Below are 24042 nucleotides of genomic sequence, written 5' to 3'. Positions count from 1 at the left end.
GTTCACAGCCTCGCATTCATCGGACTTGACGGTCGGTCAGCTCAGCACTTGGCCTGTCGGGCGGCGTCGAGCAGGGTCGGGTCGATGGCCGGATTGCTGCCCGGAGCCGGATTCTTCAGCGAGCGCAGCACCTCCTCGGCATCGGTGCTCGGGCGAATATCGCGGAAGAGCGAGCCCAGCACCAGATCCACGCTGTCGTCGGTGCGCTGATCCTGGATCAGCTCCGCGCACGGTGCCACCAACTGCACCGCCGCGGCCGCCGGGCGACCGCTCACGCCGAACCGAATCTGCCCGGTGCACTCGAGATCGCCATTGACGTACACCGTGTCGTTACCGAACGCCTCGGAGGCGGGCGCGAAGCCGAGATCGCTCAGCTGCGAGGCGATATGGGTCGCCTGGCCGCGTTGGCCATTGGCATTGAGAACGCGCACGTGCGTCGCGGCCAGGGCCGAGGGTTCCACATCCCGCAGCAGCGACGGCGACATCCGGGTGCCCAGCTGGGTCGGCTGGGCCACGGCCGTGCCCTGCGCCGGGCTGGGCGAGTTGCAGGCCATCGCCCCGGTCGCGTCGTCCTCGGCGCTCAGCGCGCCCCACCAGACGACCACGCAGATCACGAACAGCGCGCCGACCAGAGCCCCCCAGGGCTCCCAGCGACGTCGAAGGAACGGTCGACCTTCCCGGTCGGTCGCTTTGCCTTGGGTGATCAGTGAAACCACGCCAACACTCTACGAAAAGGTCGCGCGAACGGTGCGGAAGGTCTCGGCGAGTTCGAGCGCCGGTGACGATTGCCCCTCAGTTTCGAATCACGTGTGTTTTGATTGCGACTTTTGCCATGGGGTCCGCTATTGTCTGGCGGCCAGATCGGATCATCCGAGGTGAATCGGGGGTGCGATTTCGGGAACAACGAGGGCATGTCCTGCGTTGACCGAGCGCGATCCGGAACGGATCTACCGGATCCGGGCCGATCAGTGACAGGTGTACGTCGTGATGTACACCACGGGCGGGGCGACGCACCCCGAACCGACAGTAGTCGGGACGGTGTGTGTCGGTCCGGGATATACGGAGTAAGGACGAGGGGAAGACGACATGGCAACCGACTATGACGCACCGCGGCGCAGTGAAACGGACGAAGTTTCGGAGGACTCGCTGGAGGAGCTGAAGGCTCGACGCAACGAGGCCGCGTCCGCTGTCGTGGACATCGACGAGTCCGATACCGCGGAGTCGTTCGAGCTTCCCGGCGCGGACCTGTCCGAGGAAGTGCTCTCGGTGCGGGTGATTCCGAAGCAGGCCGACGAGTTCACGTGCTCCAGCTGCTTCCTGGTGCACCACCGCTCCCGGCTGGCCGAGGAACACGGCAACCAGCTGATCTGCATGGATTGCGCGGCCTGAGAGCCGACGATCCTCGGGAGAGAGATATGGGTCCGCGCTCGGTGCGCCGAGCGCGGACGGGACCTCGTGCGGCGCGCGGCGCGGCCGCGGGGGTGACGAGCACAGCGTCGCACCACACTGTCGGACCAGCAGCGCGGTCCGCTCCAGTTACAGCCCGAGCGCTGCGATGACCTCTTCGGGCCGACGCGTACTGACCAACCAGTACGGCGTCGGGTCGTCGGGGTCGTCCAACACCAACAGCACCATCGAGCCGATCCAGGCGCGATGCTGCACATACGCGGCGGGGTCGAGCTGACGACCCAGCGCCGCGCTCTTCGCACTGGCCGGTACGGCCGCCGCCCGCGCCACGAACGTCGCGGGCAGATGCGCGCGCTCCAGACGCAGCTCCGGGGCCCCGTCGCCGGTGCGGGTCACCTCCACCCGGTGCCGCGACATCCACAGCAGCACCCAGACCGGAATCGGCAGCAACACCACATAGGGCAGCCAGGCACGCAAACCCGGTGCGCCCATGTGGATTTCGGCTGCGAGCAGGCCGGTCACGACGAAGGCGACCGGCCACCACCACAGCGGCACCCAGAGGCGCTCGCGGTAGAGGACGCTCGTCTGTTGCTGATCCATGGTCACCGGGGTGGGGGGCTGGTCGGACACGACATCAGACTAAGTCAGTCTCGGTCGGGGTGAACGCGTAGGCTCGGCCTACGTGACCGGTATTCCACCTATCCCCCTGCTGCGGCTCGATCCCGGCATCCCCGTACCCATGCGCGCCCATACCGGCGACGCGGGCGTGGACCTGTGCACCACCGAGGACGTCATCATCGAACCCGGGGAGCGGGTACTCGTCGGCACGGGGATCGCCGTCGCGCTACCGCTCGGCACCGTGGGCCTCATCCATCCGCGTTCGGGGCTGGCGGCCAAACACGGCCTGTCGGTTGTCAACACCCCCGGCACGGTCGACGCGGGCTACCGCGGCGAGATCAAGGTGTGCCTGATCAACCACGATCCGCGCACTCCCGTCGAGCTCCGGCGCGGTGACCGGATCGCGCAGCTGCTGGTGCAGAAGGTGGAGCTGGTCGACTTCGTCGAGGTCACCGAACTCGACGACACCGCGCGCGGCGCGGGAGGATACGGATCCAGCGGTGGGCACGCGAGCCTGTCCGGGGTGTCCGGTGGGGCGGGCGACGTGACCGGCAAGGAGGCATGACGAGATGTTCGGACGCAAGAAGAACCGGGGCGCGGCGCCGGAGGAGAGACACGACGGCGAGTACGCCGAGTACGACGATGCCGAGTACGGCTACGACGATGCCGAATACGACGCGGAGTACGACGAATCCGAATACCAGGCCGCCGAATACGACGACGGCTACGACGAGGCGGCCGCCGAATTCGCCGAGCGCACCGGGCCCTACGACTTCAACGATGTCTCCGAACTGCTCGACAAGGTGGCCGACCAGCGCCTCGACCTCGGCTCGGTGATCGTGCCGGTGCCGCCGGGTGGGCAGCTCCAGGTCGAGATGACCCCCGAGGGCGCGCCGCAGGCGGTGCACCTGGCCACCCAGCACGGCCGCATCACCGTGGCCGCCTACGCCGCCCCGAAGTCGCCGGGCCAATGGCGTTCGGTGGCCGCCGATCTCGCCGACACCCTGCGCAACGACGGCGCGCAGGTCTCGGTCCAGCAGGGGCCGTGGGGTCGCGAGATCCACGCCGTCACCCAGGGCGCGGATCTGCGCTTCATCGGCGTGGACGGACACCGCTGGATGGTGCGCCTGGTCGCCGCCGGACCCTCCGGCGCGGCCAATGAGGGCCAGCCGCTGGTGGCCGCCGCGCGCGCCATCCTCAGCGAGACGATCGTGCGCCGCGGCGACGATCCCATGCCGGTGCGCGAACCCCTCCCGGTGGTCCTACCCCAGGAGCTGGCCGATCAGCTCGCCGCCGCCCACCAACAGCAGGTGGCGGCCCAGCAGCAGGCGGTCGCCGCCCAGCTCGCCGCCATGAACACCGGCCAGCACCCGGTGATCCCGCCCTCCCCGGAGGACACCCAGCCGCGCCGCGGCGCCGAGGGTTCGGCCATGCAGCAGCTGGGCTTGAACGGATAAGTCGCGCAAGAGGATACGGCCCGCTCACCCGAGGGTGAGCGGGCCGTTGTCGTCCGTCGTCCGTGCGTGATCGTGGCGACACGAATCGGCCGCGGGGATGCCCGCTACGTGATTGTGTTGCGACTCACAAGGTTTCGCATCAAGGCCGAGACGCCGCGCGCGCCGAGCACCGCGGGGTCCGCGCCGAGCTCGTCGAGCGTGATGCGGTGCAGTTCCGCCTGGGGGAGCAGCGCGCTCCACTGCTCGGCGACCGCGATGGGGTGCACCGGATCGTCCACCGCGCCGATGACCGCGACCGGGGTGGCCAGCGCGGCGAGCACGGGCGGTTCGGGCCAGCGGTAGGCCGCCGCCTCCTCCAGGGCCTGGGGCAGATCCGGCCACTGCGAGCGCCAGGACTGGGCCAGCGCCGCGGCCAGCCACGCCGGGCTGGAGGCGCGCATGCGCGTGGTCACGGCCTCGAGTCCGTCCGCGCGCAACTGCGCCGCGGTGACGGCGGCGCTCAGTGCCGCGGGGCATTCGGAGGTTTCGGCGCCGGTCCACGCGGGTAGGGCCGCGACCACCCCGAAGGCGGCCTGTGGATTTCGCGTCGCCCACTCGATCGCGACGGCCGCGCCGAGTGAGATTCCGGTTACCAGAACCGGCCCGACCGCGGCCGCCGCGTCCAGGGCGGCGTGGTAGCTCGCCACCACCGCGCGCGGATCCGGATCCACCGCCTGAAACGGCAGATCGTATGCGGCGCAAGCGGATTCGAAGGCGCGGCGGGCGAAGTCGGCATCGGATCCGGTACCGGGCAGGGCGACCGCGATCGCCGGACGTGTGGGGTCGGACACCCGGCCGAGCGTACCCACGGCGGGCACGCGTGGCGGGTGCGGGCCCACACCTCTACAGTGGCGGTGTACGGCCACAGCCGGTCGTGCGGGAACCCGACGACGTGAGACCCGCGCCGTCTTGCTCTACAAGGAAGCGTGCGAGATGCCATCCTCGGGTGGGAAGGACACACCCTCGGGCTATTTCCGGCGGCTGAGCCGCCGATTGACCGAGGATCTCGATCGGTTGGATGCCGAGGAACTCGCCGAGACGTCAGAAGCGTCGGGCGCGTGTCGGGCATCGGAGTGCCGACGCGGTGAAGAAGTGACGATGTTGGGACGGCTGCGCAGTGTAGAAGCCTGTCCCAAATCAGCCGGTGCCGAGATCGAGGCGGAGTTCTTCGATGGCACCGACAGCGTCCGGCTGGTCTGGATCGGCCGCAGACGCATCCCGGGACTGCATCCGGGCCGTAGGATTCTGGTTCGCGGCCGGATCGGCGACCGAAACGGCGGCAAGGTGATCTTCAATCCCTACTACGAACTCCGCGAGAACTCCTGACATATATGCCGATTCCGAGCAGCAACGACAAGGGCGTCGACCGCGTCGCCGAGGCCAGCGAGGCGGATACCGCGGTCTTCGCGGCGGTCACCGACTCCGCCCTCGCCGACGCCGAGCGTGAACTCGCGGCGGGCGACCCGGTGGCCCGCGAGCGCGACCGCGCCCTCGCCGAGGAGCGCGAGGAGGCGGCCGAGCAGACCATGCTCGAGCAGATGGGCGGTTTCAGCGGCCTCATCTACTCCTCACTGCCCGTGCTGGTGTTCGTGCCTGTCAATACCCTGCGCGGCCTGACCACCGCCGTGTGGGCTGCCCTGGGCGTCGCAACGGCCATCCTGGTGTGGCGGCTGGTCCGCCGCGACAAGGTGCAGCCCGCCATCTCCGGATTCCTGGGCGTGGGCGTCTGCGCCTTCATCGCCTACCGCATGGGGGAGGCCAAGGGCTTCTTCCTGTTCGGCATCTACGCCAGCCTGGTCTACGCGGGCGCGTTCGTGGTGTCGCTGCTGGTGCGCTGGCCCCTGGCGGGCGTCATCTGGGGCTTCCTCAACGGGCACGGCACCGACTGGCGCTCCGACCGCCGCGCCATGCGCCTCTACGATCTCGCCACCCTGGTGTGGGCGGTGGTCTTCGGCGCGCGCTATCTGGTGCAGAACCACTTCTACGACACCGATGCCACCGGCTTGCTGGCCGCCGCCCGGATCGGCATGGGCTGGCCGCTGACCGCCGTGGCCGTCCTGGTGACGGTGTGGGCGGTGCGCCGCGCGGGCCATCTGCCCGCCGCTCGCTCCTGAGGACGTAGCGCCAGACCCCGGTTCTCGGGGCACTTATCGCGCGAAACGCGCCGAACGCAACACCTTTGGGGGCAGCAGGGGTAGCCCACCCCACCCCTGGGGTACCTATTTCGACGACCCGGTTCATCGCACGATCGTTTCTAGAAAGAAACGACGGAAGGACACCGGAGTTGGTTACCGAAAGCAAGGCAGTGGCAGCGTCGGAATCCCGCGACGAGGGGCGCGGTGCGGCGGTGACCGGAACGGCCTCGCGGCGGCATCTGGCGGGGCGGGCGAAGAACAGTGCGGCGACCTCGGAGAGTCGGCGCGCCGCAGCGGAATTGGAGAAGCTGATCGGTCCGGCCGCGAGCGGGGACAAGGCCGCGGTCTCCGACATCCTGAAGATCGTCTACCCCTTGGTGCGCCGCTACTGCGCGGCCCGCATGAACGGCGCGGGCCATCTGCACGTCACCACCGACGACGTGGCGCAGGAGATCCTCATGGCGACCGTGCAGGCGATCCCGCGCTACCGCGATCAGGGCAAGTCGTTCCTGGCGTTCGTGTACGGCATCTCCGCCAACAAGGTGGCCGACGCCTACCGGCGGGCGCAACTGCACCCGGCCTACCCGGTGGCGGAGTTCCCCGACGAGCCGATGAACGAGGCCGGACCCGAGGAACGGGCGTTGCAGTCCGAAATCCGGGCCGCCACGCGCGAACTCATGAAGGTGCTGGCCCCCACCCACCGCGAGGTGCTGGTCATGCGCATCGTGCTGGGCTGGACCGCGGCGCAGACCGCCGAGGCCATCGGCACCAGCCCCGGCGTGGTGCGGGTCATGCAGCATCGCGCGCTGAACAAGCTGCGCGCCGAGCTGCGGGCAGCGTCCTGACCGGCGGCGCGCGCATCGTGCGACAGCCGGTGCGCGCGGGAACGCGGTCCGGCGCATCGGGCGCGGGGGAGTGCGCCCGATGCGATCCGGTTCAGCTGGCGAAGTCGGCCCCGGCGGAGAACTCGCCCGCCGCGGCGACCGTGCCGCCGCCACCGAAACCGTTGACGCCGAGGGCCTTGCGCAGATCGTCCTCGGCCTCCACCGAGGTGACGAACAGCAACTCGTCCTCGCCTTCGAGAGGATCGTCGCCCTGCGGCACGATCACCCGACCACCGCGCAGAATGGTCACCAGCGCCGCGTCCTTGGGGATGGCCAGCGTGCGAACCGCCTTGCCCGCCAAGGGCGTATCGGTCGGCAGGGTGATCTCCACCAGATTGGCCTGACCCTGGCGCAGGGTCATCAGCCGCACCAGGTCGCCCACCGACACCGCCTCCTCGACCAGCGAGGCCAGCAGGCGCGGGGTGGAGACGGCCACATCCACACCCCACGAGGTGTCGAAGAGCCACTCGTTGCGCGGGTCGTTGACGCGGGCCACCACCCGGCGCACCCCGAATTCGGTCTTGGCGAGCAGGCTGAACACCAGATTGACCTTGTCGTCGCCGGTGGCGGCGATGACCACCTCGTAGGTCTCGAGGTCGGCCTCCTCGAGCAGCTCCAGCTCGCACGCGTCGGCGTGCACCCACACCGCGGTCGGCGCGATGGTCGGATCGATGTGGTCCAGGCGGCGTTCGAGCAGCATCACCTCGTGTCCGCCGCGCAGGAGCTCCTGGGCGATGCTGCGGCCGACTGCTCCGGCCCCGGCAATGGCTACCTTCATGATCAGTCCTCGTGGGCGGGGGCAGTGGTGGCCAGAGCGACGGCCTCGCCGACGCTGCCCGAGGTGGCGGCGATGTACACGGCGTCATCGGCCTGCAGCACCGTTTTGCCGGTGGGTAGCAGGCCCTGTCCGAAGCGGATGATGAACGCCACGCGCGCGCGGATCGCCTCCTCCAGACTGGTGACAGTACGCCCGTACCACTCCTCGTGCAGGGTCAGTTCGGTGACCGCCACGGTGCCCGTGGGATCGCGCCAGGACGTGCTGGCGTCATCGGCGATGAGGGTGCGCAGGAAACGGTCGGTGGTCCACGGCACGGTGGCGATGGTGGGGATCCCGAGCCGCTCGTACACCGCGGCGCGCTTGGCGTCGTAGATGCGCGCGACCACGCGCTCCACGCCGAAGGTCTCCCGCGCGACGCGCGCGGAGATGATGTTGGAGTTGTCGCCGGAGGAGACGGCCGCGAAAGCGCCCGCCCGTTCGATACCCGCCCGGGTCAACACATCCCGGTCGAAACCCACTCCGGTAACGCACATTCCGGGAAAATCGCGGCCCAGCCGCAGGAAGGCACTGGAATTCTGGTCGATCACCGCGACCTCGTGACCGATGCGGACCAGGGCTCGAGCGAGCGAGGAACCTACTCGCCCGCACCCCATGATCACTACGTACACCGTTCGAACCCCATTCCCGAAAACCGTGGTGTGCGGTCTGGTTGCTTGTTCGGGGGGCAACCGTACCGCTCGTGTTCCTCCGAGGCCACGTTCCCCCTCCTGAATGCTTTCAAACCGGAACGTGAAAAGTTCACACACCGGTACCGCGTGTATTCGCGACCGGCCGCGCCGCGAATTGATCCGCACTCGCGGTCGCTTATGCTCGCTCGAGTGTCGAAGTTGACGACGGCCGCCAAACGCATGTTGGTGGGCCGCCCCTTTCGTAGTGATTCGCTGGGGCACACGCTGCTCCCCAAGCGGATCGCTCTGCCGGTCTTCGCGTCCGATGCCCTGTCGTCGGTGGCGTACGCGCCCGAGGAGATCTTCCTCGTGCTGTCGGTGGCCGGTCTCTCGGCGTACACCTACGCGCCGTGGGTCGGTATCGCCGTCGCCGTGGTGATGGCGGTCGTGGTGGCCAGCTACCGGCAGAACGTGCACGCCTACCCGTCGGGCGGCGGCGACTACGAGGTGGCCACCAAGAATCTCGGGCCGACAGCGGGGTTGACCGTCGGCAGCGCGCTGCTGGTGGACTACGTGCTCACGGTGGCGGTGTCGATCTCCTCGGCGGCGTCGAACATCGGCTCGGCCGTCCCGTTCGTGGCGACGCACAAGGTGCTGTTCGCCGTGGTGGCCATTGTCGCGCTGACCGCGATGAACCTGCGCGGGGTGCGCGAGTCGGGAACGATGTTCGCGATTCCCACCTACGCCTTCATGATCGGTATGTTCGCCATGCTGATCTGGGGATTCGTGCAGACCGAGCTGATGGGCGAGCAGGTGCGCGCCGAGTCCTACGGCTTCGAGCTGAACGCCGAGGAAGACCACCTGTTCGGTATCGCGCTGATCTTCCTCATCGCCCGGGCCTTCTCCTCCGGCTGTGCCGCGCTGACCGGTGTCGAGGCCATCAGCAACGGTGTGCCCGCCTTCCGGAAACCCAAGTCCCGCAATGCGGCCACCACGCTGCTGCTGCTCGGTGTCATCGCCATCACATTGTTCATGGCCATGATCATGCTGGCCCAGAAAGTGGGCATCGTCTACGCGGAGGACACCGCCGATCTGGTCGGCGCACCCCCGGGATACGAGCAGAAGACGCTGATCGCGCAGCTGGCGCACGCGGTGTTCGCGGGCTTCCCGCTCGGCTTCTACTTCATCACCATCGTCACCGCCCTGATCCTGGTGCTGGCCGCCAACACCGCCTTCAACGGGTTCCCGGTGCTGGCCTCGGTGCTGGCGCAGGACCGGTTCCTGCCCCGGCAGCTGCACACCCGCGGCGACCGACTGGCCTTCAGCAACGGCATCATCTTCCTGGCGGGCGGGGCCGTGGCCTTCGTGGTGCTGTTCGGCGCGGAGGTGACCCACCTCATCCAGCTCTACATCGTCGGCGTGTTCGTCTCGTTCGTGCTGAGCCAGACCGGCATGCTGCGGCACTGGACGCGACTGCTGCGCACCGAGACCGACCCGGAGCAGCGGGCGCGGATGAAGCGCTCGCGCGTGATCAACGCGGTGGGCCTCACCATGACCGCGACCGTGCTCGTCATCGTGCTGGTGACCAAATTCCTGGCGGGCGCGTGGATCGCCATTGTGACCATGGCCGCCATCTTCGGTCTGATGAAACTCATTCGCCGCCACTACGACACGGTGGCGCGTGAACTCGACGAAACCGAATGGGACGGCGTGCTGCCCAGCCGGACGCACTCCATCGTGCTGGTGTCGAAGTTGCATCTGCCGACCAAGCGGGCCATCTCCTACGCCCGCGCCACCCGCCCGGATACGCTCGAGGCGATTACCGTCAATGTCGACGAACCCGATACCCGAAAACTCGTCCGGGATTGGGAGCGCAGCGATATCACGGTGCCGCTCAAGGTAATCGAATCCCCGTATCGCGAAATCACCAAGCCGGTGGTCGATTACGTGAAGCGGCTGCGCAAGGATTCCCCACGCGATGTGGTGACGGTCTTCATTCCGGAATATGTGGTCGGCCGGTGGTGGGAACAGTTGCTGCACAATCAGAGTGCGCTGCGGCTCAAGGGCCGCCTGCTGTTCGAACCCGGTGTGATGGTGACCAGCGTGCCGTGGCAGCTCAGCTCCTCGGCCAAGGCCCGCGGCGATGCCGCGGTCAACGCGCCCGGCGCGATCCGGCGCGGATTCGGAGACGGCTCGTGAGCGACTGGCGCGGAGCCGAATTCGAGGTGCGTCTGGGCGCGCCCGGACACGGCGGGTTCTGTGTCGGCCGCCACGAGGGCCGCGTGCTGTTCGTCCGGCACGGGCTGCCCGGGGAGTTGGTGCGGGCCCGGGTGACCGAGGACAAGGGCGGCTCCTTCTGCCGCGCCGACGCGGTGGAGATTCTGGAGGCGTCCCCGGATCGGGTCGAGCCGACCTGCCCGGTCTCCGGTCCGGGCGGCGCCGGATGCTGTGACTTCTCCTTCGCGACGCCGCCCGCGCAGCGCGGGCTCAAGGCCATGGTCGTCGCCGAGCAACTGCGACGGCTCGCCGGGTGGGAGAAAGATATTGTCGTCGAACCGATTCCGGCGGGCGAGCGGGCGGAGCCGACCCGGGGGTGGCGCAGTCGGGTGCGGCTGGCGGTGGATGCCGACGGACGGGCCGGGGTGCACCGGTTCCGCAGCACCGATGTGATCGCCGATCTGCGCTGCCCACAGCCGATGGCCGGGGCCATGGACGGAATCGCCGACCGCAAGTGGACACCGGGTGCGGACCTGGTGGTGGCCGTGGACGGGGAGGGCCAACGCCACATCGTGGAACTCGCACCGCCCGAGCACGAACCCGGCACGGGTCGCCACGACCGGCGCGGTGACCGGGCCCGCGGCTACGGCGGGCAGCGCCGGGACGGGCGTGGCAATCGCGGCGCGCGCGGCGGTGACGACCGTCGCAAGGCCGCCGCGCGCCGGGCCGCCGCGCACGCTCCGCGCCCCGAATACGTGGTCGAGGGTGACGGTCGGGCCGTGCAGTATGTGGCGGGCCGCCGCTGGGAACTCGCGGCCACCGGATTCTGGCAGCCGCATTACGGTGCCGCGCAGTGCTATTCGGATGTGGTGGCCGAGTGGGCCTACGCGTCGCCCGGCGCGCTGGCCTGGGATCTCTACAGCGGGGTCGGCGTCTTCGCCGCGCGGGTCGCCGAACAGGTGGGCGCGGACGGTGTGGTGCATGCCGTCGAATCGTCTCGCTCCGCCGTCGCCGACGGTGCCGAGGCGCTGCGCGATCTGCCGTGGGTGCGGTCGAGCGCCGCGCGCGTGGAGCGCTGGATCACCGAACAGCCCTACACCGCACCGGAAGTGGTGATTCTGGATCCGCCGCGCGCCGGTGCCGGTAAAGAGGTGATCGCGGCCCTGGCCGACCGCTCGCCGCGCCGCATCGTGCACATCGGCTGTGATCCGGCGGCCTTCGCCCGTGATATCGGCCTGTACCGCGCCGCCGGATACCAGGTGACCGAATTACGCGCCTTCGACGCCTTCCCCGGCACCCACCATGTGGAATGCCTTGCCCTGCTGGAGCTTTAAGCGGTAGTTAAGCGTTTCGTGAGGTGTCACCGGTCACGATAACGTCATGACCACGTTGTCCGATCCGACGCTCGAGCTCGTCGTGGAACGCATTCACGGTGACCAGTCCAAGTTCCACTCGCTCGAGGGACTGCTGATGCGCACCGATCTCAAGCGTCCGGAATGGCACACCGATCTGTGGGTCAATACCGAAAGCTATTGGGGCCGTTTGGTGATCCCGGCCTACGGGGCGCGGCTGGCCTCGCGGGCCGGTGACGCGGAAGCCGATCGCGCGGTGCTCACCCTGGTGGAGTTCACCGTGGAACGAATACTGAAGGGGCAGTCGGTGGCGCGAAAAGAGCTGCCGCCGTGGATCGCCGAGCTGCGCGCCGCCCTGCTCTTCGACGGCTACGAGCTCTACATCGACACCGTCGACGAGCCCGAGGACGGTACCGTGCGCTGCCGCCTGCGCCCCACCGACGTGCTCCCGGTACCCCTCGCGGAGAAGGTGGCGCTCACCGAGATCGAACTCGAGCTGCGCGGCCAGCAGGCGGTGCTGGAACAACTGCGCGAGGCCACCGAATGCTATCTGCGCCGGGACTATCCGGCCTGCGACGAACATCTGGCCACCGCCATGGAACTGCTCGTCACCTACACCGTCGGCGGCGCGGACGACGATCTCACCGAGAACATCCGCCACCTGGTGGACACCAATCGCCTGCCCATCGCCGAGGCCACCCGGCTGCTGCGCGATATCCGCACCATGACCGCCGAGAACCCGCACCCGCATCGCACCAAGGCCGACGCCTCGCGCTTCCGCATCCAGCTGGTCACGGTGCGGGCGGCGAGACTGCTGTCGCTGGTGAACCTCTGGGGCGAATCGGTGGGCGCGGTGGCCGAGAAGCGCTGAACTGGCTCAGGCCAGTCGCCAGGTGACGCGGATGGTCGCCGACAGCTCGCTCTCACCCAACTCGATGGCCATCTCGGGCACCCCGCCGCCGTTCGCCTTGGCGGCGACGGCGTAGGCGCGCGGGATCGGATTCGACGGGCTGATGTCCTCGGTGACCTCGAGCACCGCTCCGAGTGTCCGTCCGGCCCGCGTGGCGTACTGCGTGGCCTTGGCGAACGCGTTGTCCCAGGCGGCATCTCGGGCCTCGGTCAACAGCGCCTCCTCGTCGGAGACGGTCAGGGTGAGCCCGCCGAGCCGCACATCGTCGCCGCCCGCGTCCACCGCGTGCGCGATGACCGTCGCCGCCGGGGTGGCGGATTCCGTTGCCGCACCGGCGGGTCCGATATCGCGCAGCACCACCGTCAGCGCGGTGCTCGCGATATAGCCCACGACGCGCTCGCGATTGTTGTCACCCCACACCGTGTCGGTGCGCACCGACAGCCCGCTGGTGGCGATATCGGCCGGGCGCACCCCGTCGGCGCGCAGCGTGCCGATGACGGCGTGCGAACGCTCCCCGGCGCGGGTGTAGGCGGCCGAGACGGTCTCGTCGCGCGATTCGATGGAGATGGTCACCCGCATGAGATCCGGTGTGGCCCTCGCGGTTCCGCTGCCGAAGGTGGTGACGGTGCCGATATCGGTCACGGGAATTCCTTTCAGTAGGCCCCGCCGTGGGCGGCGAGGGCGCGGACCGCCGCGTCGGCCTGCCCGTAGGCGGCCGCCGCGAGACGTTCCAGGAGAGCGACTTTCAGCTCGGGAGCCTGCTCGGTGAGGGTGTCGAACCGGTGCGGGGCGAGCACCGCCAGCCGCACGGTCGATTCGGCGTGCACGTCATGGGTGAACGGTTCGTCCAACAGCATCGAGATCTCGCCGAACGACATGCCCTGCGACAGCGAGACGAGGCGGTGGCGGCGACCGTCGCGGCCGCCGAAGCTGATGCGCACCCGGCCGTCGAGAATGAGGAACAGACCCGAGCGGGGGCTGTTCTTGGCCACCACCAGCTCACCGCGCGCCAGCGTGCGGATCTCGAATTCCTTTGCGAGGCGCTGGCGTTCGTCCTCGGGCAGTCCGGCCAGCGCCGGATGCTCCGCGACCGTGAGCGCCGTGTGCTCGGGTCGCCGCGGCCCGTGGCGGTCCAGAATGATCTGCTCACACCATTCGGCCGCGGTGTCGCGGTCGATGAATACGCGCCCGCGCGGATCGGCCGGATCCAGGCTCGATTCCAGATGCCCGAGTTTGGCGTCCGGATCGACCAGCGCGACCCGGCATCCGGAGGCGGCGAGGTCGGCCTGCAGATCCTCGAGCATGCGCACCGCGATGGCGCTCACATCACCCACCTCCCGCACATCCAGGACCAGGGCCTCCAAGGGACCGCTGAGCTCCTCGACCGCGCGCACCGCCGACTCCGCGCCCGCGAACAGCAGGTCACCGTGCAGTTCGACGATGCGGGCGCGATCGCCGAACTGCCGCAGCAGCGCCAGCTCCTCCGGATCGCGGCGCAGTCGCGAGGGGGCCTCGGCCACCGAGTATGCAGCGCGAATGGCGGTGTGCGCGGCGCGGGTGACGTGCAGGAAGTGCAGTCCGAGCCGAGTCGACAGCTCCCGGCAGGCCAGCACCCCGCGCACGCTACTGCCGTGCGCGTCCAGCCGCGGCGAGTACACCGCGATCCCCAACTGACCCGGCAGCACCGCCAGAATCCCGCCGCCCACACCGCTTTTCGCGGGCAGCCCGACCGTGGTCACCCAGTCTCCGGCCGCGTCGTACATGCCGCACGTGGTCATGACGCTGAGCACCTGCTCCACCAGCGGCGCGGTCAGCGCGCGCTCGTGGGTCAGCGGATGGACGCCGTTGTTGGCCAGCGTGGCCGCCATCAGCGCCAGATCCCGGCAGGTGATATCGATCGAGCACTGCCGGAAGTACCGGTCCACCGCCTCGTCCGGGTCGATGTCGATGATTCCGGCCCCGCGCAGCAGATAGCCGATGGCCCGATTGCGGTATCCGGTGCGCGCCTCGGAGGCGTACACCGCGCCGTTGAGTCGCAGATCGCGTCCGGCGAACCGGCAGTAACTGCGGCGGATGCGCTCGAATCGGTCCTCGGCATCACGCCCTGTGATCAAGGACGCGGCCGTGATCGCGCCCGCATTGATCATGGGGTTGCGCGGCCGCTGGGTGCGCGGGTCGAGACTGATCTCGAAAAACGGTTCCCCCGAGGGCTCCACGTCGATCCGCTCGGCCACCGCGGCCGGGCCGCGATCGGCCAGCGCCAGCGCGTAGGTGAACGGTTTGGAGATCGACTGAATCGTGAAGGCGGTATCGAGATCCCCGCTGCCGTACACCCGCCCGTCCGCGGTGGCCACGCACAGGCCGAACGAATCCGGTTGCACCGCAGCGAGTTCCGGAATGTAGTCGGCGAGCGCTCCGGAATCGTCGGCGCGGCACAGCCGGTACACCTCGTCGACGATGCGGTCCACGACACCGCTGGTGGACGGGGGCGCAGCACCGAAGGAGACCACGTGCCCCACTGTATCCACGCGCCCGCCCGGACCCGGGGAGGTCGAGGAGGCGTGCCAAACCGCCAGGGATGTCCGGCCCAACGACGCGACGGGAACATAACGGCCGGGTATCGTGTGTGGAGCCTCACATTCGAAGCCGATGTCGCAGGTGGCGTTTCATTCCCGGCATCGGGAGCCGGTACGGGCTCCGTAGACTGTTGCAAACACAGGAGACATGCCGGAGGGAGCAATAGCCGTGGGAGTGCTTTCCCGGGTCGATACGCCCGAGGACCTGCGTCGGCTGTCGGTGCCGGAGCTGCGCGATCTGGCCGAGGAGATTCGCGAGTTCCTGGTGCGGAAGGTCGCCGTGACGGGCGGGCACCTGGGGCCGAACCTCGGCGTCGTGGAGCTCACCATCGCGCTGCACCGCACCTTCGACTCGCCCGCCGACCCGATCATCTTCGACACCGGCCACCAGGCCTATGTGCACAAGATCCTCACCGGCCGCAAAGACGGGTTCGACACGCTGCGCAAACAGGGCGGCCTGTCCGGATATCCGTGCCGCGCCGAGAGCGCGCACGACTGGGTGGAGTCCTCGCACGCCTCGGCGTCGCTGTCCTACGCGGACGGGCTGGCCAAGGCGTTCGCGCTGACGCGGCAGAAGCGGCATGTGGTCGCCGTGGTCGGCGACGGCGCGCTCACCGGTGGCATGTGCTGGGAGGCGTTGAACAATATCGCCGCCGGGCAGGACCGTTCGGTCATCATCGTGGTCAACGACAACGGCCGCTCCTACGCGCCGACCATCGGCGGTCTCGCCGATCGGCTCACCGCGCTGCGCATGCAGCCCGCCTACGAGCACGCCCTCGACGCCACCAAGCGGATCGTGCAGTCCATTCCGCGCGTGGGGGATTCGGCGTATTCGATGCTGCACGCGTTGAAGACCGGGATCAAGGACGCCGTCGCGCCGCAGGAGCTGTTCGGCGATATCGGGCTGAAGTACGTCGGTCCCGTCGACGGCCACGACACCGTCGCGCTCGAGGCGGCGCTGCGGCGCGCCAAGGATTTCGGCGGCCCGGTGGTCGTGCACGCGGTCACCCAGAAGGGGCGCGGATTCAAACCGGCCGAGGACCATGTGGCCGATCAGATGCACGCCGTCGGCCGCATCGATCCGCTCACCGGCGATCCGGTGGGATCCTCGGGGGCCAAGAGCTGGACCTCGGTCTTCTCCGAGGAGCTCATCGAACAGGCCGAGCAGCGCGACGATATCGTCGCCATCACCGCCGCCATGCCCGGGCCGACCGGATTGACCGCCTTCGGAAATCGCTTCCCGGAGCGCATGTTCGACGTCGGCATCGCCGAACAGCACGCGGTCGCCTCGGCGGCCGGGCTCGCGCTGGGCGGTATGCATCCGGTGGTGGCCATCTACTCCACCTTCCTCAACCGCGCCTTCGACCAGCTGCTCATGGATGTGGCGCTGCTGAAGCTCCCGGTCACGCTGGTACTCGACCGTGCGGGCGTCACTGGCGACGACGGGGCCTCGCACAATGGCATGTGGGATATGTCGGTGCTCGGCATCGTCCCCAATATTCGGGTGGCGGCCCCGCGCGATGCGGCGACGCTGCGCGAGGAGCTGGGTGAGGCGCTGCTCGTCAGCGACGGACCCACCGCCATTCGCTTCCCCAAAGGCACTGTCGCCGAGGATATCTCGGCGGTGGAGCGGCACGACGGCATCGATGTGCTGCGGCTGCCCGACGGTCAGGACTCGGTCCAGGCCGTGCACGGCGACGTGCTGCTCGTCGGCGTCGGCGCGTTCGCGGACCTGGCGCTGAAGGTGGCGGAACTGCTGGAGCCGGAAGGGATTTCGGTCACCGTCATCGATCCGCGCTGGGTGCTGCCGGTCAACGAGGGCATTGTGAAGCTGGCCGAGAACTACCGCATGGTGGTGACGCTGGAGGACAGCGGCCTGCACGGCGGTATCGGCTGTACGGTCTCGGCCCGCATTCGCGCCGCGGGATTGGATGTGCCGACCCGGGAACTCGGGGTGCCGCAACACTTCCTGGACCACGGCTCGCGCGCGCAGATCCACGCCGAACTCGGTCTCACCCCGCCCGACGTGGCGCAGCGCATCACCGCCTGGCTCGGCGGCGGCACCCTGGCCCCCGCGCCGGAGATCGCCCCGGAACAGGCCGCTTCCTGATCGCCTCGTGAAGTGTCGCCGCGGTCGCGGCTTCTCGCGTACATTCTAGAACCGGTTCCAGTTTTTCAAGTCGCCGGTTCAGGAGTTGGCATGTCGTTCGTGCTCGTCGAGAAGCCGCGTCCGCGGATCGCGCTCATCACCCTCAATCGCCCGGAGCGGATGAACGCCATGGCCTTCGACGTCATGGTGCCGCTGCGCGAGACCCTGCACGCCGTCGCCGCGGACAACGACGTGCGCGTGGTCGTGCTCACCGGAGCCGGGGAGGGCTTCTGTTCGGGCGCGGATCTCCAGCACTCCGGCGGTGTCCCGGGCGTCGCCGGGCTGACCCGCACCTCCATCGCGCGCCGTTCGATGGATATCTTCAACGACGTCATGCTGGCGCTGCGCCGCATGCACCAACCGGTCATCGCCGCCATCAACGGCGCGGCCATCGGCGGCGGCTTCTGCCTCAGCGTCGGAGCCGATATCCGCATCGCCGCCAAGGACGCCTACTTTCGCGCGGCGGGCATCAACAATGGCCTCACCTCCGCCGAACTCGGCTTCAGCTATCTGCTGCCGCGCGCCATCGGCTCCTCCCGCGCCTTCGAGATCATGCTCTCCGGCCGCGACGTCGACGCCGCCGAGGCCGAACGCATCGGCCTGGTCTCCCGCGTGGTCCCCAGGGACAAGCTCCTGGAGACCAGCTACGACCTGGCCGACCAGATCCTGCGCTACAGCCGCGTCGGCACCGAACTGACCAAACGCATGCTGTGGAGCGGGATGGAGGCGGGCAGCTTCGAATCGCATATGCAGCAAGAAGGTATGGCCCAGCTCTACGTCCGGCTCACCACCGACAATTTCGACGAGGCCATGCGCGCCCGCAAGGACCGCCGCCAGCCCTTCTACGAGGACTGACCGGGCTCGGCCTTCTCGACCGGGAACAGGGCTTCGGCGAGGCGGGGGACCGCGAGCTCGCGCTGCCACGGCCGTGCGCCTCCGGCGGCGAGGTATTCGTCGATCATGGCGGGGCCGTTGCCGTTGGTGACCGCGCGGGGCAGACCGTCCCAGCACATGCGGCGCAGCAGATCGGGCGTCAGCAGATTCTCGACGGGGACGGACACCTCGCCGGAGAGGTCGGTCATGGCGGCGCGGGCGGCCTGGAGGCGGGCCGCGGCGGCCGGGTCGCGGCGCTCCCAGCGGTTCACCGGGGGCGGGCCGTCGAAGGGCTGAGTCAGCGGCGGGAGCGCATTGTCTGGGAGGGTTCGGGCGCGTTCCACCGCGCCGAGCCATTCGCGCGAGTAGCGCCGTTGCCGGGGGCCGCCGAAGACGGGCAGGGTGCGCAGCTGCGCGATGGTCTTCGGGTCGTTCTCGGCCGCGGCGATGATCGCCGAATCCGGGAGGATGCGGGCGGGGGCGACATCGCGCAGCCGGGCGAGTTTGTCGCGGGTGGTCCACAGTTCGCGCACGATGGCCAGTTGGCGGGTGCGGCGCAGGGCGTGGATGCCGGAGGTGCGCCGCCAGCGGTCGGCCTTGGGTGCGGCGGGTTCGAGGCTGCGCACATGCTCGAATTCCTGGGCGGCCCATTCGGTTTTGCCCTGGGTGTCGAGTTCCAGGGCCACCGCGTCGCGCAGTTCGAGCAGCAACTCCACATCGAGGGCCGCGTAGTTGAGCCATTCGGCGGGCAGCGGCCGGGTGGACCAGTCGGCCGCACCGTGGCCCTTGCGCAGTTCGCGGCCGAGCAGGCGCTCCACCATGGCGGCCAGGCCGACGCGCTCGAATCCGGCCAGACGCCCGCCGAGTTCGGTGTCGAACAGCCGCGCGGGGCGCAGGCCCAGCTCGGCCAGGCCCGGCAGATCCTGGTCGGCGGAGTGCAGTACCCATTCCAGATCATTGACAGCCGCCGCCAGCGGCTCGAGATCGCGGTCGATCGGCACCGGGTCGATGAGGAAGGTGCCCGCACCGGCGCGGCGCAGCTGGATGAGGTAGGCGCGGGGGGAGTAGCGGAAGCCGGAGGCGCGTTCGGCGTCGACGGCCAGCGGACCGGACCCGGCGGCCAGGGCACGCGCGGCGGCGGCGACTTCGGCGGCGGTGTCCAGTACCGGGGGTACACCGTCCACTGGCGCGAGCAAGGGAACCGCGACAGTGGCTTCGGAATCGTCTGGTACGGACATGGTCTTGAACTTTACGGGTTGGGCACGACCGGTTCCGCGCCCCATTCGGAAATGCTCAGGGCAGGAGGCCGCGCCGGACTGATCGGTATCGTACGTCCCCGGCGCGGATTTCGTTGCAGTACAGAAAGTTTGATGTCCAGCCTTCTGGACGCCGCGGCCGCGCGGATGTGACGAGGGTGATAGCGACGAACCTATCGACGCGTGTCGTCCGCGCCGCCGGGTCGCACCTCGAGCTGGGTCACCCCGGCGGGCGGCAGACCGGCCGCGTAGGCGAGCACCTCGCAGAACGCCTCCACGTGCGGGCGCATGGCGGTATCGCCGACGGTCCAGGAAGCGCGCAGCTCGAGCTGCTGCGCGCGGGGCGGTCCGGCGATATCGCCGAAGCGCACCGAACTCGTCGCGGTGACCGTGCCGCCCAGCGCGGTGAAGGGCGTGCGCGACTCCAGGGCGTCGACGAGCCAGCTCCAGGCGACCTCCGGCAGCAGCGGGTCGGCGGCGAGCGCGGCGTCGATATCGGCCTGGATGTAGGCGACGAGGCGGAACACGCCGTGCCAAGCCTCCTGGCCATCCGGGTCGTGCAACAGGATGAGCCGTCCGAACGCGTCACCGTCGGAGTCGACCGGCACCACATTGGTGTCGCCGTGCGTGACTTCCGCCCCGAGTGCGTAGGAGTAGGGGGCCAGGCGCTGCGGCGGGCGGATCGGGGCCAACTCGATCCGAGGATGCACATTCGCGGTACCCATCGCCTCGACCGCAGCGCGAAACCGGGCGGGTTCATCGGGTTCCGGGGTCGGTGCGGCGCCGTCGCGGAAGTCGAGCGGTGTCACGTTCACCGACGGTAGACCTCCGAGACCCGGCGTGGTCGGAGGCGCGCCGCCCCGTGACCTTTACGATGGCCTCGATGAGCACTCACACCCGCCGCAGTTTGGCCGATGCCCCGTTCCTCGCCGCCGCCACCGGTGGCACGCCGCATCGGCGTCCCGTGTGGTTCATGCGCCAGGCCGGGCGGTCGCTGCCCGAGTACCGGGAGCTGCGTGCCGGTATCGGTATGCTGGAATCCTGCTTCGATCCGGAGCTGGTCTGCGAGATCACCATGCAGCCGATCCGCCGCCACGACGTGGACGCGGCAATCCTGTTCTCCGACATCGTGGTTCCGCTCAAGGCGGCCGGTATCGATCTCGATATCGTGCCCGGGGTCGGCCCGGTGGTGGCCAATCCGGTGCGCACGCTCGCCGATATTCGCGGGTTGCCGCGCCTGCGCCCCGAAGAGGTCGGGGCCGTGGTCGGCGGTATCGAGTTGCTGCTCGACGCCCTGGGCAAGACGCCGCTGATCGGGTTCGCCGGAGCGCCGTTCACGCTCGCCTCGTACCTGGTCGAGGGCGGTCCGAGCAAGCATCACGAGCGCACCAAGGCGATGATGCTGGCCGATCCGGCGGCCTGGCACGAGCTCATGGGCGTGCTCACCGATATCACCATCGAATTCCTGCGCGCGCAGTTGAACGCGGGCGTGGACGCCATGCAGCTGTTCGACTCCTGGGCTGGCGCACTGCCTTTGGCGCAGTACCGCGAGTACGTGCTGCCGCACTCCGAACGCGTCTTCGCCGAACTGGCCGCCTATGGTGTGCCGCGTATTCACTTCGGGGTGGGCACGGGAGAACTGTTGGGGGCCATGGGCGAAGCGGGCGCGGATATCGTCGGCGTTGACTGGCGGGTGCCGCTCACCGATGCGGTGCGCCGCGTCGGACCCGGAAAAGGCTTGCAGGGCAATCTCGATCCGGCGGTGCTGTTCGCCGGTGCGTCCGCCATCGACGCCGAGGTGCGCCGTATCGCCCACGAGGCCGACGAGGCCATCGCCATGGGCGCGACGGGTCATATCTTCAACCTCGGCCACGGGGTGCTGCCGGATACCGATCCGGGCGTCATCACCGAGACGGTCGCGTTGATCCACAGCTTGGCGATGCCGCTCTGAGGGCGAGCCTCCTACGAGGCCTACCAGCTGCCAAGGCTTTTCATATTCCACGACAGCCCGATCGTGGGGCGCGTCCGGAGTTCGAGCGGTTCGCGGCCGGTATCGCGAAACCACAGTCGCAGGGTTTCGCGATCCGGGTGTGAGCGCTCGATCGACAGGTGTTCGAGGGTGCGCAGCCGATGGAGTTCGACGATCGGCTCGCCGTCGACCACGAGGTCGACATACGCCTCCCCGGCGGTCGGGTCGAGGGAGAAGACGACGGTGGTCGAACCGCGAGTGAGTCGGAAGGTGTGCAAGCCGACCGGCCAGCGCAGATCCTCGAAGTCGGGTTTCGGCTCGTCCTCGAAGAGCCAGATGAGGTCGGCGAGTTCGGGGATCTCCATCTCGGCGACGATAATCCCGTTCGACGATTCCGCGGCGGCGGCGTAGCGCGGGTCACAGGAGTTCGCGGAGTAGGTTGCTGATCGGAGCGGCTCGCCGGTGAGGTGCGATGCCGCGTTCGCCGTGCCGTATTCGGTCGGGGCGGCGGTCGCCTGGGTGAGGAGTGGTCGATGCGGGTCGCGGTGGTCGGTGGCGGGATCAGTGGGCTGGTGGCGGCGTACCGGTTGCGCACGGCGCTGGGCGTGGCGGCAGACCTGGTGCTGGTCGAGCGGTCCGAGCGGGTCGGCGGGATTCTGCGGACCACCGATATCGAGGGCGATCCGGTCGATCTGGGGGCGGAGGCGTTCGTCGGGCGGCGGCCCGAAATCCCGGAGCTCATGCGGGAATTGGGGATTTCCGACCAGCTGGTGCACCCGGCGGGGCGGCGTCCGCTGATCTGGTCCGAGGGGGTCGGGCATCGGCTGCCGGAGAACACGCTCATGGGGATTCCGGCCGGACCGGAGGCCGTCGAGGGGCTGGTGGACTCGGAGTCGTTGGCGCGCATCGCCGCCGAGCCCACCCGGGCGCTGCGTTGGGAGCGCGGCGGCGATATCTCGGTCGGGGCCTTGATCGCGGATCGCTTCGGGGAACAGGTCGTTCGCCGCAGCGTCGACCCGCTGCTCGGCGGTGTGTACGCGGGCACGGCCGAATCGATCGGCGTGCGCGCCGCCCTGCCGACCCTGGCCGCCGCCCTCGACGCGGGTGCGTCCAGCCTGACCGAGGCGGTGTGGAAGGCGTTGCCGCCCAAGTCCGATACCCCTGTCTTCGGCGGCATCCGCGACGGCTACCGGGTACTGCTCGACGCCCTGCGCGCCGCCGCCGCTGTGCGGATCGAAACCGATACGGCCGCAACCCGTCTCACGCGCACCGCCGAGGGCTGGCAGCTCGACCCCGTCGGCCCGGTCGACGCCGTCGTCCTCGCCACCCCGGCTCCGGTCACGGCCGACCTGCTGCGCGAGGTGGCTCCGCGGGCCGCCGATATCGCGGGTTCGATCGAACTCTCGTCCTCGGCCGTCGTGGCGCTCGCCCTCCCGCACGACGCCCCCCTCCCCGACAACTCCGGGATCCTGGTGGCGACCGGAGAGCCCCTGCGCGCCAAAGCCTTCACCCTCTCGAGCCGCAAATGGCCGCACCTCGCCACCCGCGACGTGGCCCTGGTCCGCGCCTCCTTCGGCCGCTTCGGCGACCCGACCCCACTGTCGTGGCCCGACGCCGACCTGATCACCGCCGCCACGGAAGACCTCTCCACGGTCATCGACGCCCCCGTCCACCCGATCACCGCCGTAGTCCAGCGCTGGCCCGGCGGCCTGCCCCAATACGCCCCCGGCCACACCGATCGCATTGCCGCCCTCCGAGATTCGATCGCCGACCTCAATGGCCTGGCCCTGGCCGGTGCGTACCTCCACGGCGTCGGCGTCCCCGCCTGCGCCGCCTCCGGCACCGCCGCCGCCACCCGCATCACCACCCACCTGATCGGTTGATCACCAGGTAGTGGTGGCGGCATCGGGCGAGAGGATCCCGCCACCATTACCTGGTGATCATGGTGCCGTCCCCGGCGCGGGGGCGCGGGGAGCGAGTGGCACGATGGGGGTATGGCGCGACTCGATTACAAGGCCCTCAACGACACCATTCGGTACCTGATGTTCTCGGTGTTCCAAGTGCAGCCCGGCGTGTTGGGGGAGGAGCGTGCGGCGATCGTCAAGGAGGCCACGAGCTTCTTCGACGGGCTCGAGGACAAGGGGGTCGTGGTGCGCGGGCTCTACGATGTCGCGGGGATGCGGGCCGATGCCGATTTCATGATCTGGTGGCATGCGGAGAACATCGAGGAGTTGCAGGCGGCTTACGCGGATTTCCGGCGCACCACCGAGCTGGGGCGCGCCAGCGCACCGGTGTGGAGCAATGCCGCGCTGCACCGGCCCGCCGAGTTCAACAAGTCCCACATCCCGGCCTTCCTCGCCGGTGAGGAGCCGGGCAACTACATCTGCGTGTACCCGTTCGTCCGGTCCTACGACTGGTACCTGCTGCCCGACGAGGAGCGTCGCAAGATGCTCGCCGACCACGGCAAGGCCGCGCGAGGCTACCCGGATGTGCGCGCGAACACCGTGTCCTCCTTCGCGCTCGGCGATTACGAGTGGATCCTCGCTTTCGAGGCCCCGGAACTGCACCGCATCGTGGACCTCATGCGCGATCTGCGGGCCACCGAGGCGCGCCTGCACGTCCGCGAGGAGATCCCGTTCTTCACCGGTCCGCGCGTGGATATCGAGAAGCTCGTCAACGCCCTGCCCTGACAGCAGACGCACAGCAACAGCCCGGCCGCTGCGAGCGGCCGGGCTGTTCGCGTCCCTGGATGTG

The 24042-nt window shown here is 69.2% G+C and carries 24 protein-coding genes; 14 read left to right on the top strand and 10 right to left on the bottom strand.

The features are described 5' to 3' along the window. Positions 1–41 precede the first annotated feature (41 nt). Positions 42–716: an envelope integrity protein Cei gene (gene cei / locus ACIBH2_RS07335; RefSeq protein WP_397114436.1), complete on the bottom strand. Its 675-nt coding sequence runs from the start codon at positions 714–716 to the stop codon at positions 42–44. A gap of 370 nt (positions 717–1086) precedes the next feature. Here cei and ACIBH2_RS07330 point away from each other — a divergent pair, with 370 nt between their 5' ends. Then, positions 1087–1389 (top strand): DUF4193 domain-containing protein, encoded by a 303-nt coding sequence (locus ACIBH2_RS07330; RefSeq protein ID WP_397114434.1) that lies wholly within the window; start codon positions 1087–1089, stop codon positions 1387–1389. A gap of 147 nt (positions 1390–1536) precedes the next feature. Here the strand turns inward: ACIBH2_RS07330 and ACIBH2_RS07325 are convergent, their stop codons facing one another. Continuing rightward, positions 1537–2007, bottom strand: coding sequence for a DUF3093 domain-containing protein (locus ACIBH2_RS07325; RefSeq protein WP_397116870.1), 471 nt, complete (start codon positions 2005–2007; stop codon positions 1537–1539). 82 nt (positions 2008–2089) lie between these two features. Between ACIBH2_RS07325 and dut the strand changes: the two genes are divergently transcribed. Beyond that, positions 2090–2590 (top strand): dUTP diphosphatase, encoded by a 501-nt coding sequence (gene dut / locus ACIBH2_RS07320; RefSeq protein ID WP_397114432.1) that lies wholly within the window; start codon positions 2090–2092, stop codon positions 2588–2590. Between the two features lie 4 nt (positions 2591–2594). Then, positions 2595–3482 (top strand): DUF3710 domain-containing protein, encoded by an 888-nt coding sequence (locus ACIBH2_RS07315; protein WP_397114430.1) that lies wholly within the window; start codon positions 2595–2597, stop codon positions 3480–3482. 104 nt (positions 3483–3586) lie between these two features. Here the strand turns inward: ACIBH2_RS07315 and ACIBH2_RS07310 are convergent, their stop codons facing one another. Beyond that, positions 3587–4312, bottom strand: a complete 726-nt coding sequence (locus tag ACIBH2_RS07310) for an alpha/beta fold hydrolase (RefSeq protein WP_397114428.1) — start codon at positions 4310–4312, stop codon at positions 3587–3589. A gap of 142 nt (positions 4313–4454) precedes the next feature. Here ACIBH2_RS07310 and ACIBH2_RS07305 point away from each other — a divergent pair, with 142 nt between their 5' ends. The 3 genes from ACIBH2_RS07305 to shbA all read left to right on the top strand — a co-directional run bounded on the left by ACIBH2_RS07305 (position 4455) and on the right by shbA (position 6501). After that, complete coding sequence (locus tag ACIBH2_RS07305; RefSeq protein ID WP_397116868.1) at positions 4455–4847, top strand: OB-fold nucleic acid binding domain-containing protein; 393 nt, start codon at positions 4455–4457, stop codon at positions 4845–4847. Positions 4848–5047: 200 nt separating this feature from the next. Then, positions 5048–5635 carry a DUF3159 domain-containing protein gene (locus tag ACIBH2_RS07300; RefSeq protein WP_397116866.1) on the top strand — a complete coding sequence of 196 codons (588 nt, stop codon included), beginning with the start codon at positions 5048–5050 and terminating at the stop codon, positions 5633–5635. Between the two features lie 191 nt (positions 5636–5826). Then, positions 5827–6501: an RNA polymerase sigma factor ShbA gene (gene shbA / locus ACIBH2_RS07295; RefSeq protein WP_397114426.1), complete on the top strand. Its 675-nt coding sequence runs from the start codon at positions 5827–5829 to the stop codon at positions 6499–6501. A gap of 91 nt (positions 6502–6592) precedes the next feature. On the opposite strand, the gene ACIBH2_RS07290 is transcribed toward shbA, so the two are convergent. Together ACIBH2_RS07290 and ACIBH2_RS07285 are read right to left on the bottom strand one after the other, a co-directional pair. Continuing rightward, on the bottom strand, positions 6593–7318 hold the full coding sequence (locus ACIBH2_RS07290) for a potassium channel family protein (protein WP_397114424.1): 726 nt from the start codon (positions 7316–7318) through the stop codon (positions 6593–6595). Between the two features lie 2 nt (positions 7319–7320). Then, positions 7321–7986 (bottom strand): potassium channel family protein, encoded by a 666-nt coding sequence (locus tag ACIBH2_RS07285; RefSeq protein WP_397114422.1) that lies wholly within the window; start codon positions 7984–7986, stop codon positions 7321–7323. Positions 7987–8196: 210 nt separating this feature from the next. On the opposite strand from ACIBH2_RS07285, the gene ACIBH2_RS07280 reads away from it, so the two are divergent. The 3 genes from ACIBH2_RS07280 to ACIBH2_RS07270 are packed head-to-tail and all read left to right on the top strand — an operon-like array spanning position 8197 to position 12426. Continuing rightward, on the top strand, positions 8197–10185 hold the full coding sequence (locus tag ACIBH2_RS07280; protein ID WP_397114420.1) for an APC family permease: 1989 nt from the start codon (positions 8197–8199) through the stop codon (positions 10183–10185). Next, positions 10182–11537: a class I SAM-dependent RNA methyltransferase gene (locus ACIBH2_RS07275; RefSeq protein ID WP_397114418.1), complete on the top strand. Its 1356-nt coding sequence runs from the start codon at positions 10182–10184 to the stop codon at positions 11535–11537. Before ACIBH2_RS07280 ends, ACIBH2_RS07275 begins: the two co-directional genes overlap by 4 nt. 46 nt (positions 11538–11583) lie before the next feature. Further along, positions 11584–12426 carry a hypothetical protein gene (locus ACIBH2_RS07270; RefSeq protein ID WP_397114416.1) on the top strand — a complete coding sequence of 281 codons (843 nt, stop codon included), beginning with the start codon at positions 11584–11586 and terminating at the stop codon, positions 12424–12426. 6 nt (positions 12427–12432) lie between these two features. Here the strand turns inward: ACIBH2_RS07270 and ACIBH2_RS07265 are convergent, their stop codons facing one another. Continuing rightward, entirely contained in the window at positions 12433–13107 is a 675-nt protein-coding gene (locus ACIBH2_RS07265) for an SIMPL domain-containing protein (protein WP_397114414.1), read from the bottom strand. 11 nt (positions 13108–13118) lie between these two features. Next, positions 13119–14975 carry a glutaminase A gene (gene glsA / locus ACIBH2_RS07260; RefSeq protein ID WP_397114412.1) on the bottom strand — a complete coding sequence of 619 codons (1857 nt, stop codon included), beginning with the start codon at positions 14973–14975 and terminating at the stop codon, positions 13119–13121. Between the two features lie 235 nt (positions 14976–15210). Here glsA and dxs point away from each other — a divergent pair, with 235 nt between their 5' ends. Then, positions 15211–17151 (top strand): 1-deoxy-D-xylulose-5-phosphate synthase, encoded by a 1941-nt coding sequence (gene dxs, locus ACIBH2_RS07255; RefSeq protein WP_397114410.1) that lies wholly within the window; start codon positions 15211–15213, stop codon positions 17149–17151. Positions 17152–17241: 90 nt separating this feature from the next. Next, positions 17242–18045, top strand: a complete 804-nt coding sequence (locus ACIBH2_RS07250; protein ID WP_397114408.1) for an enoyl-CoA hydratase — start codon at positions 17242–17244, stop codon at positions 18043–18045. On the opposite strand, the gene ACIBH2_RS07245 is transcribed toward ACIBH2_RS07250, so the two are convergent. Then, on the bottom strand, positions 18033–19301 hold the full coding sequence (locus tag ACIBH2_RS07245; RefSeq protein WP_397114406.1) for an HRDC domain-containing protein: 1269 nt from the start codon (positions 19299–19301) through the stop codon (positions 18033–18035). The genes ACIBH2_RS07250 and ACIBH2_RS07245 overlap by 13 nt on opposite strands. Before the next feature lie 191 nt (positions 19302–19492). Continuing rightward, entirely contained in the window at positions 19493–20128 is a 636-nt protein-coding gene (locus ACIBH2_RS07240; RefSeq protein WP_397114404.1) for a DUF3000 domain-containing protein, read from the bottom strand. 65 nt (positions 20129–20193) lie between these two features. Between ACIBH2_RS07240 and hemE the strand changes: the two genes are divergently transcribed. Then, on the top strand, positions 20194–21270 hold the full coding sequence (gene hemE / locus ACIBH2_RS07235) for a uroporphyrinogen decarboxylase (RefSeq protein WP_397116864.1): 1077 nt from the start codon (positions 20194–20196) through the stop codon (positions 21268–21270). A gap of 20 nt (positions 21271–21290) precedes the next feature. Here the strand turns inward: hemE and ACIBH2_RS07230 are convergent, their stop codons facing one another. Beyond that, the gene (locus ACIBH2_RS07230; RefSeq protein ID WP_397114402.1) at positions 21291–21653 is read right to left on the bottom strand and encodes a hypothetical protein; all 363 of its coding nucleotides are present in this window, start codon (positions 21651–21653) and stop codon (positions 21291–21293) included. Positions 21654–21821: 168 nt separating this feature from the next. Here ACIBH2_RS07230 and ACIBH2_RS07225 point away from each other — a divergent pair, with 168 nt between their 5' ends. Together ACIBH2_RS07225 and hemQ are read left to right on the top strand one after the other, a co-directional pair. Continuing rightward, positions 21822–23171, top strand: a complete 1350-nt coding sequence (locus tag ACIBH2_RS07225; protein ID WP_397114400.1) for a protoporphyrinogen oxidase — start codon at positions 21822–21824, stop codon at positions 23169–23171. 111 nt (positions 23172–23282) lie between these two features. After that, entirely contained in the window at positions 23283–23978 is a 696-nt protein-coding gene (gene hemQ, locus ACIBH2_RS07220) for a hydrogen peroxide-dependent heme synthase (RefSeq protein WP_397114398.1), read from the top strand. The last annotated feature ends 64 nt before the right edge of the window (positions 23979–24042 follow it).

Source organism: Nocardia sp. NPDC050406, from assembly GCF_044459025.1.
Taxonomy (GTDB): domain Bacteria; phylum Actinomycetota; class Actinomycetes; order Mycobacteriales; family Mycobacteriaceae; genus Nocardia.
This window is presented reverse-complemented; position numbering and strand designations above follow the sequence as displayed.